10 protein-coding genes and 1 tRNA gene are annotated in these 13119 nt (G+C 72.7%); 2 read left to right on the top strand and 9 right to left on the bottom strand.

The window, feature by feature from the left end:
- Positions 1 to 2: 2 nt before the first annotated feature.
- Complete coding sequence (locus OF819_RS14655; protein WP_267243941.1) at positions 3 to 1613, bottom strand: dynamin family protein; 1611 nt, start codon at positions 1611 to 1613, stop codon at positions 3 to 5.
- 308 nt (positions 1614 to 1921) lie between these two features.
- On the opposite strand from OF819_RS14655, the gene OF819_RS14650 reads away from it, so the two are divergent.
- Positions 1922 to 1994 (top strand) — tRNA-Arg (locus tag OF819_RS14650).
- A 159-nt stretch (positions 1995 to 2153) separates the two neighbouring features.
- On the opposite strand, the gene OF819_RS14645 is transcribed toward OF819_RS14650, so the two are convergent.
- The 5 genes from OF819_RS14645 to OF819_RS14625 form a co-directional block, all read right to left on the bottom strand.
- On the bottom strand, positions 2154 to 2738 hold the full coding sequence (locus tag OF819_RS14645; protein WP_267243940.1) for a TerD family protein: 585 nt from the start codon (positions 2736 to 2738) through the stop codon (positions 2154 to 2156).
- Positions 2739 to 2881: 143 nt separating this feature from the next.
- Positions 2882 to 3604 (bottom strand): anti-sigma factor family protein, encoded by a 723-nt coding sequence (locus tag OF819_RS14640; RefSeq protein ID WP_267243939.1) that lies wholly within the window; start codon positions 3602 to 3604, stop codon positions 2882 to 2884.
- Complete coding sequence (locus OF819_RS14635) at positions 3601 to 4218, bottom strand: sigma-70 family RNA polymerase sigma factor (protein WP_267243938.1); 618 nt, start codon at positions 4216 to 4218, stop codon at positions 3601 to 3603. Before OF819_RS14635 ends, OF819_RS14640 begins: the two co-directional genes overlap by 4 nt.
- A 101-nt stretch (positions 4219 to 4319) precedes the next feature.
- A complete protein-coding gene (locus OF819_RS14630; protein WP_267243937.1) occupies positions 4320 to 5372 on the bottom strand; it encodes a DUF1996 domain-containing protein in 1053 nt (350 codons plus the stop codon).
- A gap of 199 nt (positions 5373 to 5571) precedes the next feature.
- The gene (locus OF819_RS14625; protein ID WP_267243936.1) at positions 5572 to 7203 is read right to left on the bottom strand and encodes a vWA domain-containing protein; all 1632 of its coding nucleotides are present in this window, start codon (positions 7201 to 7203) and stop codon (positions 5572 to 5574) included.
- A 220-nt stretch (positions 7204 to 7423) separates the two neighbouring features.
- Between OF819_RS14625 and OF819_RS14620 the strand changes: the two genes are divergently transcribed.
- On the top strand, positions 7424 to 8179 hold the full coding sequence (locus OF819_RS14620; RefSeq protein ID WP_267243935.1) for a DNA-binding response regulator: 756 nt from the start codon (positions 7424 to 7426) through the stop codon (positions 8177 to 8179).
- A gap of 90 nt (positions 8180 to 8269) precedes the next feature.
- Here the strand turns inward: OF819_RS14620 and OF819_RS14615 are convergent, their stop codons facing one another.
- From OF819_RS14615 to OF819_RS14605, 3 genes are all read right to left on the bottom strand, one after another.
- Positions 8270 to 9139: an ABC transporter permease gene (locus OF819_RS14615; RefSeq protein ID WP_267243934.1), complete on the bottom strand. Its 870-nt coding sequence runs from the start codon at positions 9137 to 9139 to the stop codon at positions 8270 to 8272.
- Positions 9136 to 11796, bottom strand: coding sequence for an alpha/beta fold hydrolase (locus OF819_RS14610; RefSeq protein WP_267243933.1), 2661 nt, complete (start codon positions 11794 to 11796; stop codon positions 9136 to 9138). Before OF819_RS14610 ends, OF819_RS14615 begins: the two co-directional genes overlap by 4 nt.
- Positions 11797 to 11975: 179 nt before the next feature.
- Positions 11976 to 12857: a class I SAM-dependent methyltransferase gene (locus tag OF819_RS14605; RefSeq protein ID WP_267243932.1), complete on the bottom strand. Its 882-nt coding sequence runs from the start codon at positions 12855 to 12857 to the stop codon at positions 11976 to 11978.
- Positions 12858 to 13119 lie beyond the last annotated feature (262 nt).

Here is a 13119-nt window from a genome sequence, read left to right as displayed (position 1 = left end):
GGTCACCTCTCCTTCTGCAGCAGGGACAGCGCGGCGATCAGCTCGGCCTGCGGCTCCGGGGTCACATCGAGCGCGTCGATCGGCGCGAGACGGCGGTCGCGTTCGCCGTTCAGTACGCGGTCGATGTACGTCGTCGTCAGCTCGCCGCCCCTGTCGCGCAACCGGAGCGCGATCTGCGCCCCGGTCCGCTCGGCGAGCCGCTCGCCCGCGGCGCGCGCCCTGCGCCCGCCGAGCAGGGCGGTGGCCAGCAGCGCGGCGACGGTCTCGGGATCGGGCGCTGCGCCGCGTTCCAGAGTGCGGACCTCTTCCTCGGCGAGCTCCTCCAGCACGCGCCGCCAGCGCCGTACGTCGATCCCGATCCGCTCGGCGGCCTCCGGGTCCAGCCGCCCGCGGGACCCGGCGCGCAGCACGGCGCGCGCGGCCGGTTCGCGCCGCCAGGCTTCGTGCACCCGCTCCTCGGCCGCGGCGACGGCGCACTGGAGCAGCGCGGAGAGGCCCGAGACGAGGGAGTCCAGCAGCTCCGCCGGGGAGCTGTCGCGGGGGAAGGCCCGCCATCGGGTGCGGGCGTCACCGGAGAGCACGACCCCCTCCCGCAACCGGGCCAGGACGCGTTCGCGCTCCCTGGCGTACGCGTCCTCGGCGGCCGCCGTCAGCCGCACGGCGGCTGCGTACTGGGCGGCGGCGGCCCCGGCCAGCTCCGGCATCCGGGTGCTGAGCGAGTCGATGACGCCGTTCGCCGTGCGCGCCACGGCCTGCTGCCGGGCGGCGGGGTCCTGCGCCCGGTGTGCGAGCCAGGAGAACAGCGGGGCGACCGCGGTGTACGGCAGCAGCCCGCTGCCGCCGCCCGCGGACTCGGGCAGCTCGGGGATGGTGAACCGGGGGACGTCCCCCAGACCGGCCTTGGTCAGCAGCGCCGCGTACTGCCGGGAGACCTCCTCGATGACCTGGTGCGGCACCCGGTCGAGGACGGTCACCAGCGTGGCGTCGTACTCCTTCGCCGTACGCAGCAGATGCCAGGGCACGGCGTCGGCGTAGCGGGCGGCGGTGGTCACCATGACCCACACATCTGCGGCGCACATCAACTCGGCGGCCAGCAGCCGGTTCTCGACCACGAGGGAGTCGATGTCGGGAGCGTCGAGGAGCGCGAGCCCCCGCGGCAGGGCGCCGACGGTCTCGATTCGCAGCGTCCGCTGCCCCGCGCCCTTGCCCCCGGCCCTGTCGTCGCCGTCCTCCTGAGCCGCCCATACGCGCGTGAGCTGCGTCAGCACCCGCGCCCCCGCGAACCAGCCGTGATCGTCGGGATGGCAGGCCAGCACTGGGGTCCGTGTGGTGGGCCTGAGCACCCCGGCCTCGCTGACGCACCTCCCGACAAGCGAGTTGACGAGCGTCGACTTCCCCGCCCCGGTGGATCCGCCGACGACCGCGAGCAACGGCGCTCCTGGCTCTTTGAGCCGGGGCACGAGATAGTCGTCGAGCTGCGCGAGAAGCTCGGCACGGGTCTGCCGGGCACGTGGAGCGCCGGGAAGGGGCAGAGGAAGACGCACAGCGGCGACACGGTCGCGCAGGGCGGAAAGTGCGTCGATCAGCTGAGGCCGTGCATCCAAGGTCACCACATGCGAAGAATGCCCAATTTTGAGGGATATTTGAAGCGTATGAGCATCTCTGCGCGCCGATCGGAGCCCCGGAACAGACGGGATGAGTGGGGCGCAGGCATAACGAGTAGACAACACCCGCGACGTGAGACGTGAAAAGCGCTGCGTGAATCGCACCTGCCTGCGATTATCGGGTTCGCTTCACCGAACCTCCACATCGTGCCAGGCAGGCGAAGCAACCGGGCCAAGGCCCACGGAGCCCTATCCTTGTCCCCGGCAAAGGTCACGGACCACCTACCAGGGGCTCCAGGCCACCGAGGCCACCACCGGCCCCCGTAGCTCAGTGGATAGAGCAGGCGCCTTCTAAGCGCTTGGCCGCAGGTTCGAGTCCTGCCGGGGGCGCACCGCGCGCACCACGCGAAGGCCCTCCTCCCCGGAGGGCCTTTTCGCTGCTCAGGGGCAACCTAGCGGGGGCCGTGTCGGGCGCGCGTAAGCGCCGGGCGCCGGGCCGCCGGTTGCGGTGGCCAAGCGCCAAGCGCCTTGCTCACGACGCCCCTGTGACTACTTGCTGGCGGCGAAGCGCATCAGGGCGTGCTCGTCGCCCTGCTTGATCTTCCCCGTCGTGTTGATCACTTCGAGTTTCCAGGCGTCGCCGGCCCGGATCGCCTTGGCCACAGCGCAGCCGTTGTCCTGGGTGAGCAGGCTGGGCCAGATGTCGGCGACCTGCTGGGAGCTGCCGCCGGTCGCGTCGTAGACCTTGAAGCTGACGTTGCGCGCCTTCTGGAAGGAGCTGCCCTTCTTGTACGCGGCGGCGACGAACACGATGGACGTGATGTGCGGCGGGATCCGGGCGAACTCGACGGTCACCGTCTCATCGTCACCGTCCCCGTGGCCGGTCTGGTTGTCGCCGCTGTGGACCAGCGAGCCATTGCCCATGGGGTCGAGTGAGTCGAGACCCGCCAGGCGCACCGGCTCCCCGTCATGCATGGCGATGGCGATCAGGTCGAGGTCGGTGCCCTGTTTGCGGCGCAGCTTGCCCAGCACCCCGCCGCTGCTCCCGGCCGTGGGGTCCCAGGACACGCCGATGGACAGATGGGTCACTCCGTCCAGGTCCGCCGGCCCGTCTTCCTTGGTGAGCGTGATCATGTGTGGGTCATCCCCCTTCGAAACGACTGCAACACGCAGAGTCTGCCTGGTCCCTTGGCGGTTCCCTGCGACGGGGTCCCGGGAGCACGCGTGAGCGGGCCGTCGTCGCGCGGCCCCGGACGCACCCGCCCGTCGCGCACCCGTCAGACGGGCACCGAGACATAGCGCGTGCCCGCCTCGTTCTCGACCACGATCTCCCGGACGTCGGACGGCGCGACCGCCGCCGAGCCGTCGAGGTTGACGCCCTTGCCCGCGCCGTTCTCATGGGCTCCGACCACCCAGCCGCCGGCTGTCGTGCGGACGCCGTCCCCGGAAACCACGATCAGCCGGCAGCGCTCTCCCGAAGGAATTCCGCTGACCGAGGCGTTGACCCGCACCCAGTCGGCGGCCGGAGTGACCTGGACCGTCATCCGGGCCCCGGTGACGGGGTCGGTCGCAGAGGCGACCTTCACCCCGGGCGGCGGGGTCGCCGGAGCGGTCGCGGTCCCGGTCGGCGCGGGCGGCCGGGCGACGTTCGCCGGGCCGTCGTCGCCCGCCCTGGCGCCCAGCCAGAACACCGCGGCCAGGGACGCCGCCGCGGCCAGGCCGGCGACCGCCCAGCGGCGCCGGGCGACGCCGGTGCGCTCTGCGCGCACCTGGCGCAGGGTGCGCTGGAGCAGCAGATCGCCGCCGGGCGGCGGACCGTCCAGAAACGCCTCCTCCGGCACTTCGCCGAGAGCGGCCTCCATCTCGCGCAGCTCGGCCAGCTCCTTTCTGCACCGCTCGCAGTCCGCCAGATGCGTCTGCAGCGCTTCCGCGTCCGTCTCGCCGAGCACGCCGAGGACGTAGGCGCCGAGCAGCTCGTCGTCGTGCTGTCGCATGGTCATGCCGCCACCTCCTGCAGCTTGGCCCGGCCGCCGGTCTTTCCGGATTTCCTTGACTTCTTCGAGGACTTCTTCGAACCGCCCGGCCCTGCGGGACTGTTCGCATAGGCGTCGCGCAGCGCCTTGAGCGCGTAGTGGGAACGGGATTTGACCGTTCCGGCCGGGATGCCGAGCGCCTGGGCGGTCTCCGCCACGGTGTGCTCCCGGAAGTACAGCTCCACCAGCACCTCCCGGTGCTCCGCGGTCAGCTGGTCCAGGGCGCCCAGCACCGCCATCGAGTCCACGACGGCCTCCGCGTGGTCCTCGGCGACCGGCCCGGTCGTCGGGGACTCGGCGACCTCGGCGGGCCGCGCCGCCTTGGCGCGGTACCGGTCGGTGACGATGTTGCGGGCCACGGTGAGCAGCCAGCCGCGTACCGATCCCCTGCCGTTGACCAGCGACTCGGAGTGCCGCCAGGCGCGGATCAGGGTCTCCTGGACCACGTCCTCGGCGGCCGCCCGGTCCCCGGTCAGCCGGGTCGCATACGCGAGCAGCGCCTTGCCGTGTTCCTCGTACAGCGATCTGATCAGCGCCTCGTCCGTCGAGCTCCGCCGACCGCGGGACCATAGTCCGGCCATCCGCCCCACTCCGTCCTCTCCCCTGCTGCGACGTGGCGGACACGGGCGGGAGACCTTGAACGGTTCATGTGATCTGCGTCACATGCCCTGGAGTGTGGGCGTCAGCAGCGGCGTCCGCTGTTCAGGCAGTCCACCACCCGGTTCATCTGCCGCTCCGTCATCACATTGATGAACATGGCGTGATCGGTCCTGGGGTCGTGGAGCTGCTCGGGGAAGGAGTCGACGGCGATGGGCGCGCCCGCCGGCACGTCATACGACAGCGCGATGCGCAGCTGCGGCACCGGGAAGGCGCCCGTGGGGCAGACGCCGTTCCCGGCCGGGTGCACCAGATGCGCGCGATGGCCGGCGCTGTCGGTGTCCAGGCCGTTCCAGCAGCTCGGGAAGGTCAGCGTGCGGGTGACGCGGTCGCCCTCGGGGCACCGGGGATAGCGCGTGGCAGCGCGGTCGGGGGCGCTGGAGCAGCCCCAGCGGGCCCGCACCAGGCTGTCGTCTCCGCGCGTATGCGCCACCGCGTCGCCGGTGACGGCGCGCAGGAACCGCGGCATGGCGACGACATCGCTCACCGGGCTGCCGTGGAACTCGATCCGGGCGGTGGCCGGGAGCAGGATGCGGCCTGCGTTGCCGTGCCCTGCGGCCTTCTCGTAAGGGTGCACGGCGGCCTGGTCCTGGCGGCGCAGGACCGGCCAGTAGTACGCGGAGCGGTCGCCGCCCGCACAGCTGGTGGGGGCGGACGCCAGGCTCTCGTCGGTGGAGAAGGCGGAGGTGGACAGATTGCCCACATGGGTGTGGGTGTGATGGGCGCTGCCGCGGACGCCGGGCGCGATGACCACGTTGTCCTCGTTGTAGTGGCCTTCCTCGTTGCGCCCGCAGCGCACGGTGACCACGCCGGTGGACGCGTCCGGCCCGGCGGCCGGGGGCGGCGGGGCGGCGGGCATGTCCCGCAGCTCGGTGAAGTCCCCGGCGGACGGCCCCTGCACGGCGCCCGCCGCCCGCCGCCCGTCCCCGGCCTTCACGACGGCGGCGGTCAGCCCTGCAGCGAGCAGCGCGCAGACGGCGACGGCGAGCGCCAGCCGCCACGGCCTGACCCGGCGGCGCGGACCGCCTCCGGCCCCCCACGCGCCCCGCGGTTCGGTTCCGCTGTCCCCACTCCCCATGCCGCCACCGTGCCGGGGCGGCCCTCCGCCGTCAACACGGGGTCAGGTGCCCTCGACGGGCTGGATTCTCCAGCCTCGTGGGGGCACCTCCATGGGGGCACCCCCGGACGGAGTCTGGGGGAGGTAGCTGGGGGAGGAGTCTGGGGGAGTTTGGGGCGCGGGGGTCCGGGGGCGGAGCCCCCGGGGAAAGGGCGCCGCGTCAGTCGCGCAGCCCCCGCGCGCGGTTGATCGCGTCCGCGAGGTCGGACACCGCACCGTCCTCCGTCGTCGCCGCCAGCTTCCTCGCGTGCCCCGCCAGGCCGCGCAGGCCGGGCGCGCCGGGGAGGGCGCCGCCCCGCAGCGACTCGGCGAAGTACGCGGCCACCGCGGTGACCTGAAGCCTGGGCGAGACGTCTCCGCGCCACAGGGACGGGGCGATCGCGTCCGTCTCGATGGAACCCGACCGCTCATGCGGGGCGCGGGTCTTCGGGTCGAGCCAGCGTACGGTGGCGGTCGCCACATGGCCGCTCGCACCCTCCCTGAGCCGTACGGCGTACAGCGCGGTCACGGTGTGGCCGGGGCCGACCTCTCCGCCGTCCACCCGGTCGTCGCGGAAGTCGTCGTCGTCGACCGCGCGGTTCTCGTAGCCGATGAGCTTGAACTGCCGCACCGTCTGCGGATCGAACGCCACCTGCGCCTTGGCGTCCCGCGCCCGGAGTTCCACATTCCGGGGGAGCTGGTCGACGAAGACCTTCCGCGCCTCCTCCTCGGTGGAGACATAGGCCGTGTGGCCGTCGCCCTTGTCGGCGAGCCGCTCCATGAGCGCATCGCCGTACTGGCTGCCGACGCCCACCCCGAAGAGGGTGATCCCGAACTCGCCGCGGGCGTCGTCGATCCGGTCGAGGATGGCGTCCGCGTCCGTGCGGCCGGTGTTGGCGAGGGCGTCGGAGAGGAGTACGACACGGTTGGCCGCCCCGCTCCTGCGGCCCTCGACGGCCACGTCGTATCCGGTCGTCACGCCCGCCTCCACATTGGTGGAGTCGGCGGCCTCCAGGCGGTCGATCACCCGGTGGACGCGGTCGCGGCGCTCCCCGAGCCGGGTCATCGGCAGCCGGGTCTCGGCCTCGCCGCTGAAGGTGACGACCGCGATCGAGTCGTCGTCACGGAGTTCGTCGGTCAGGATGCCGAGGGACTTCTTGACGAGGTCGAGCCGGCCCGGTTCGGACATGGAGCCGGAGATGTCGATGACGAATGTCAGGGCGGCGGGAGGCCGTTCACTCGTCCGGTCGGTGGTGCCGGTTGCGAGCCCCACCCGTACCAGTGACCACTCCCCTTCACCCGTATCGCTCTTGATCTCGCCCTCGACCTCACCCTCGGCGTCGGACGCGGCGGTACGCGCGCCGTCGACGGACACGGAGAAGCCGTCCCCCTCGGGCTTGGGATAGTCCTGCCGGAAGCTGTTGACGAACTCCTCCGGGCGTATGTCCCCGGGCCTGGGCAGCCGTCCGTCCCTCAGCGTGCGGCGGGCGTAGCCGTACGACGCGGTGTCCACGTCCAGCGCGAACGTCGACAGATAGTCGGCCGGCGGCCTCGACCGCTCGGACTCGGGGAGCTCGCCGTCCCTGCTCTCGCCGTTCTCCTGCCCCGCCGGCGCCGGGGCGCCGCCCCCGCCGTCCGGGGCGATCAGCCCGGGACCGCGCTGCGCGTTGTCGGCGCCGGTGCGCTCCGGGCCGCCCCCGCCGCCGCTGCACCCCGCGGTCAGCAGCACGCCTCCCGCCAGCAGCGCCGCCAGCGCTCCTCTGTACGTCCTCGCGGTCCACGCGCCCCGTGCGCTCCGTGCGCAGAGTGTCATCCCGGCCCCCTGAGTTGTCGGCACTTGTGAATGTGACGCTCGGCGCGGCGGCCGGGAGCCGACAAAGGTGTTGCGGAAGAATCTCAATGCGGCAACGGAGGCCCCTCCTTGACGGTTCTGGCAAGGACTCGCCACTGCCTGATCAGGCTATTGTCACCATGCGCAGCCGTATGAGTACATGGAGTGGCGGCGGTGGATTGATGCAAGGGGGGTGATCGCCGTGTCGGCAATTCCGGGCTCCGTGCTCGGCGGTGGCGTCGGCGTTGGCGCCGGAACAGGCGTCGGGACAGGCGTCGACAGCGGCGGCGTAAAGGAGATGTCCCAGTTCGTCCTGCGGGACGCGCCGGGCAGACAGGTCCGCGGGGTGGCTCAGGTGCGGGCCGCTCTCAGCAGATTGGTGCGCTCGGCCCGGCATGAGCTGCTGAGCTTTGACGATCCCAGCGGGGCGCTGGGCCACGGCATCCCAGAGCCGTTTCTGGAGTTCGCCGCGTCCTGTGTGCAGACCGCCGGGGACCAGATCCCCGTCGTCCGGCGGGTCGCTCCCCGTCATGGACTTGCCCATCTCCCCGCGCCCTGGCTGTGTCCGGGCGAGGCGCGGGTGACCGACTCCATTCCGTTCAAGCTGCTCGTCGCCGACCGCTCGATAGCCGCCGTCCCCCTCGACCTCGAACTGCACTATCACGGTGTACTGCTGATCCGTGACCCAGTCGTCGTACAGTCCCTCGTCCGGGTGCACCGTGCCTGGTGGGAGTGCGGGGACGCGGTGACGGAGCAGGTCGAGCCCACCGGCCCGCCGTCCCATCTCCAGCCCGTGCTGCATGCGCTGCTGGCCGGTCTGACCGATGAGACCGCGGCGACCCGGCTGGGCATGTCCGGGCGCACCTACAGCCGCCGCGTCGGCGAACTGCTCACCGCCCTCGGCACGACCAGCCGCTTCCGCGCGGGAGCGGAAGCGGCGCGCCGAGGCTGGGTATAGGCCCGCTCGCAAGCCGGGGTGGGGGTGTGAGGCTGCCGCTCCTGGGGGCGGCAGCCTCGCGCGGCTCCCCGCCCGGCGGGGAGCCCCAGGTCAAGAGACGATGTCCTTCCGGGAGAAGTTCCTGAACGCCAGCGCGAAGAACACCAGCGCATAGGTCACCGAGACCGCCGCGCCCTTCACCATCCCGTTCCACTCCAGCTGCGGCTGGAGCGCGTCGATCCAGGCGAACTGCCAGTGCGCGGGAAGCACATCGCGCCAGGAGCCGAGTGCCGTCACCGCGTCCAGGACATTGCCGATGATCGTCAGACCGACGGCTCCGCCGACCGCGCCGAGCGGGGCGTCCGTCTTGGTGGAGAGCCAGAAGGCGAGCCCCGCGGTGACCAGTTGGGAGACAAAGACGAACGCCACCGCCAGCCCGAGCCGTGCCAGAGTGTCCCCGGCCGCCAGAGAGCCGCCGGTGGGCAGTTTCAGCGGACCCCAGCCATAGGCGAGTGTGCCCGTCGCCAGGGCGACCAGGGGAAGCAGCAGCATGGCCGCCGCGCTGAAGCCCAGCGCCACGGTCAGTTTGGACCACAGCAGCCGGGCGCGCGGCACGGGCGCGGCCAGCAGATAGCGCAGGGAGGACCAGTTGGCCTCGGCGGCCACGGTGTCCCCGCAGAACAGCGCCACCGGCACCACCAGCAGAAAGCCGGCCGAGACAAAGAGACAGGTGGCGGCGAAGTTCGCGCCGGACGCGGTCGCGGTGTCGATCAGCGTCACCCGCCCGCCGCCGTCCTCGTCGTCCGGGCCCCCGCCGATGGCGAAGGCGGCGATCAGCACCAGCGGCAGCGCGGCCAGCACCGCACCCATCACCAGCGTGCGGCGGCGCTTGAGCTGGCGCAGCGCCTCGACGCGCAGCGGCAGGGTGTGCCGGGCCCGGTATCCCGGGGCCGCGTCGAGCAGCGGCGGCGGGGCGGTCATGCGGAGCCTCCGATCAGAGTGAGGAAAGCGTCCTCAAGCCGGCGGTGCGGGCCGACGCCTGTCAGCGGCACCTCAAGCCGCACCAGTTCGGCGATCAGCCCGGTGGCGTTCAGGGTCGCGGCCGTGCCGTCCAGCCGTACGAGCAGCCCCCCGTCCACACGGACCGCGGACCCGACCCCCGGCAGCGCGGCGATCTTCTCGACGAGCGGTTCCGCCACCTCCTCGGCGGTGGTGACCAGCAGGGTGTCGCCCTCCCCGGTGATCTCCGCGACCGGCCCGGACTGCACCAGCCGTCCGCGGTCCATGACTGCCAGATGGGTGCAGGACTGCTCGACCTCGGCCAGCAGATGGCTGGAGACGATCACGGTCCGGCCCCCGGCCGCGTACCGGATCATCACCTCGCGCATCTCGCGGATCTGCGGCGGGTCCAGACCGTTGGTCGGTTCGTCGAGGATCAGCAGGTCCGGCAGACCCAGCATGGCCTGGGCGATGGCGAGCCGCTGCCGCATGCCCTGGGAGTAGGTGCGCACCGCGCGGGCGAGGGCGTCGCCGAGCCCGGCGATCTGCAGCGCCTGGTCGATATGGGAGTCCTCGGCGGGGCGGCCGGTGGCCTTCCAGTACAGCTCCAGATTGTCCCGCCCGGACAGATGCGGCAGAAAGCCCGCGCCTTCGACGAATGCGCCGACCCGCGACAGCACCGGCGCGCCCGGCCTGATCGCCTGGCCGAAGACACGGATCTCGCCCTCGTCTGGGGAGATCAGCCCCATCAGCATGCGCAGGGTGGTGGTCTTGCCCGCGCCGTTGGGGCCGAGCAGCCCCAGCACCTGGCCCTTCTCGACGCGGAAGGACAGATCCTGCACGGCATAGCGGTCGGCGGACTTGGCGTAACGCTTCGTCAGTCCGGTGATCTGCAGCGGTACGTCCGCGAGGGACGGGTCGGGGGCGGGTGCGGCGGACCGCCGGCGGGCCGTGACCAGCAGGGCGGCGGCCAGGGCCGCGCCCGCGGCGGGCAGCGCCCAGGTCCACCAGGGCAGCCCGGCGGCCTGCGTCCGCACATCCGGCGCGGTGGGCACGGACAGCGCGCCCGCGCCCACGAGGCCCACGGTGTGGGAGGCGGGCTCGGCCGGGGAGGCATAGCCGAGGTCGGTGGCCGACAGCACCAGCCGCAGCCGGTGTCCCGCGTCCACCTCGTAGTCCACGGCGGGCAGGGTCAGTTCGACCTCCCGGCCGGTCTGCGCCCCGGTGACCCTGACCGGTGCGACCAGCTGTGCGGGCAGCACCTGGGAGCGGCCGTCGGGCCCGACGTCGTACACCTTGGCGAAGAGCACGGCCTCGCCGCTGCCGGAGGCGACCCGGACCCGGACCGCGGGCGATCCGGTGATGCGCAGCGGCTGCCGCAGCGGGGCGGAGTCAAAGCGGGCGTGCTGTCCGGGGAAGTCGAGGGAGAGGCCCACGCCGAGGGAGGAGCCGAGCTGTCCGAGACCGCCGCCGAGGCCGGGCACCGCGGAGACGGCGGGCGGGCTGGCCCCGGCCGGGCGCTGGAAGGTCTGTTCCCGCCCGGTGAGCGTGATCTCCCGGACGCCGTCGGCGAGTCCGGGGTAGCGGTCGGCGACGGCGCCGCGCAGCAGCGCCCGCCCATCGGTGGAGTCGACTCCTCCGGTACGGCTCACCCGGAAGGCGGGCCCGGCGCCTGCGGAGACGTCCTCCTTGAGATAGCGGTCGAACCACTGCCCGATACGGGCCTCGATACGCCCGCTCTCCCGGTCTCCGCCGTCGTGTCCCCCGGCGATCCAGTCGACCGCGACGGGCGCGCCGTTGGCGCTGATCCGCCGGGCCATGGCGTCGGCGTGCCCGAGCGGGAAGAGGGAGTCGGTCTGGCCTTGCACGATCAGGGTCGGGACCTTGATGCGCTCGCCGACGGCGGAGGGGCTGCGGGAGTCGAGCAGTTCGCGGGCGGCCTGATCGGGCCGTCCGGAGACGGCGACGCGTTCGTACATCGCGCACAGCTGCCGCTCGAAGGTGTCGCAGCCGCCGCCCGCAGTGAAGAAGATCCCGGCCCAGAGCTTTTTGAACACGCCGTCGGGGAAGAGGGCGTCGGCGAGGTTCCAATAGGTGATCCGGGGCGCGATGGCGTCCACGCGCGGGTCGTGGCCCGCGGCGAGCAGGGAGGCGGCCCCGCCGTAGGAGACGCCGCTGACGCCGACGCGCGGATCGCCCGCGCCGTCGAGCCGCACCTCGGGGCGGTCCGCCAGCCAGTCGATCAGCCGGGAGACGTCCTTGACCTCGTGTGCCGGGTCATTGAGGCCGATCTTTCCGGTGGAGTCGCCGAAGCCGCGGGCGGACCAGGTGAGCACGGCGTATCCGTCGCGGGCGAGCCGCTCGGCCTGGGCGCGGACGTCATCCTTGCTGCCGCCGAAGCCATGGCCGAGGAGGACGGCCGGTCTGCGCCCGCCGCCCTCCGCGACAAAGTAGGAGGTGTCGATCTCCGCGCCGGGCATCCGCTGGACGCGGTCCTCGCGCCGCACGGCCGGCGCGCCGTCGTCGGCGACCGCGGTCCAGGTGCCCGCACCGGCGAGGACGGCCAGCGCGGCCGCCGCCGCGATCCAGCGTCCGCGCGCCCGGGACGGCAGGGACGGCCGGGGGAGTCGGATCTGCATGGGACGACCCTAAGCGGAGGGCGGCGGCGGCCCGGCTGCCGCCGGTCGGAATTCGCGGGCCTCCTTGAGGAGTACGTACTGAGGTCGCCGTACACCAGATGCGGTACGCGGGAACGGGAAGCGGTACGCGGGAATCTGGTGCTGGTCGCCTGCGGGGACGACGGCGTCGGCCGGGCGCCTCACCCGGCGGCTTCCGGCGAAGGACCCTGCCATCCGGCGGTGACCAGCCAGAGGCGGGCGACGAGCCGGACCCCGTCCGCGGTCTCGTAGGAACGGAAGAGGTCGGTAGCGGCGGTGCGCGCCCGGGCGAGGGCGGCCGGGTCGGCGTCGCTCAGCCAGTGCCGCATCGGGCCCATCTCGAAGAGGAACTCCGCGGCCGCTTCCGCGTCCTCGCCCCAGTGCTGGAAGGTCTCCAGTTCGCTGATGTCAATGCCCGTGTAACCGGCGGCGCCGAGCACGCGCCGGGTGCGGTCGGGGTCGGCGAAGGACGAGGGCCCGGTCGGCGGCTCATCGTCCTTCGGCTCCTCGTCGAGGGCGGGCAGCGGCACATGGGCGGCGATCGCCTCGAACACCGCCGAGTGGTCGAAGCGGGCGAATTCCTGCGGGCAGACGAAGGCGAGCCGCCCGCCGGGCCGCAGCGCCCAGCCGATATTGGCGAACGCGGCGACGGGATCGGCGAAGAACATGATCCCGAAGCGGCTGAGAGCGGCGTCGAAGGAAGCCTCCTCGAAGGGGTGCACCTGGGCGTCGGCCTGGACGAAGGAGACATTGCCGATCCCCTCCGCCTCGGCCGTGGCCCGCGCCTGCTCCAGCATCGGCCCGGACAGGTCGACACCGAGGGCGGCGGCGCAGCGGCGGGCGGCGAGCCGGGTGAGATGGCCGTTCCCGCAGCCGATGTCGAGAACCCGGTCACCGCGGGTGAGGCGCGCGGCGTCGAGGAGCGGGGTGTTGGCAGGGTCGTTGAGAGCGTCGTACCGGTCCGGGTGGGCGGCCCAGTGCCGGCCTTCGTATCCGTTCCAGGCCTCGGCCTGGTGGGGGTTCGCGATCTGGGGGTTCACCATGGGTCCATGGTGACGTGGGGAACGGGGGTGGCGCAGCAGGCCGGGAGGGGCTTTCCCCCACCCTCCCCCTACGCCCTGGGGGCGTGGGGGCACCCCCACTTCCCGTAACTGTGGGCTCCGCCCCCAGACCCCCTCCGGGGGGGGAGGAGCTGCGGGGCTGGCGCCCCGCGCCCCCTGTCGGGCGGCAGCTTCGCGCCGCCGCCCCCTGTACGGCCTGAAGGCCGTGTCCTCAAGCTCCCCAGCTGCCTCCCCCAGCTACTGC

Source organism: Streptomyces sp. PR69 (assembly GCF_026420845.1).
GTDB lineage: Bacteria > Actinomycetota > Actinomycetes > Streptomycetales > Streptomycetaceae > Streptomyces.
This window is presented reverse-complemented; position numbering and strand designations above follow the sequence as displayed.

Excerpts from the sequence above, each read along its gene's own strand:
- OF819_RS14605 (WP_267243932.1), bottom strand. The coding sequence starts at position 12,857 with ATGGTGAACCCCCAGATCGCGAACCCCCACCAGGCCGAGGCCTGGAAC.
- OF819_RS14645 (WP_267243940.1), bottom strand. The coding sequence starts at position 2,738 with ATGATCACGCTCACCAAGGAAGACGGGCCGGCGGACCTGGACGGAGTG.
- OF819_RS14630 (WP_267243937.1), bottom strand. The coding sequence starts at position 5,372 with ATGGGGAGTGGGGACAGCGGAACCGAACCGCGGGGCGCGTGGGGGGCC.
- OF819_RS14615 (WP_267243934.1), bottom strand. The coding sequence starts at position 9,139 with ATGACCGCCCCGCCGCCGCTGCTCGACGCGGCCCCGGGATACCGGGCC.
- OF819_RS14610 (WP_267243933.1), bottom strand. The coding sequence starts at position 11,796 with ATGCAGATCCGACTCCCCCGGCCGTCCCTGCCGTCCCGGGCGCGCGGA.
- OF819_RS14625 (WP_267243936.1), bottom strand. The coding sequence starts at position 7,203 with ATGACACTCTGCGCACGGAGCGCACGGGGCGCGTGGACCGCGAGGACG.
- OF819_RS14640 (WP_267243939.1), bottom strand. The coding sequence starts at position 3,604 with ATGACCATGCGACAGCACGACGACGAGCTGCTCGGCGCCTACGTCCTC.
- OF819_RS14635 (WP_267243938.1), bottom strand. The coding sequence starts at position 4,218 with ATGGCCGGACTATGGTCCCGCGGTCGGCGGAGCTCGACGGACGAGGCG.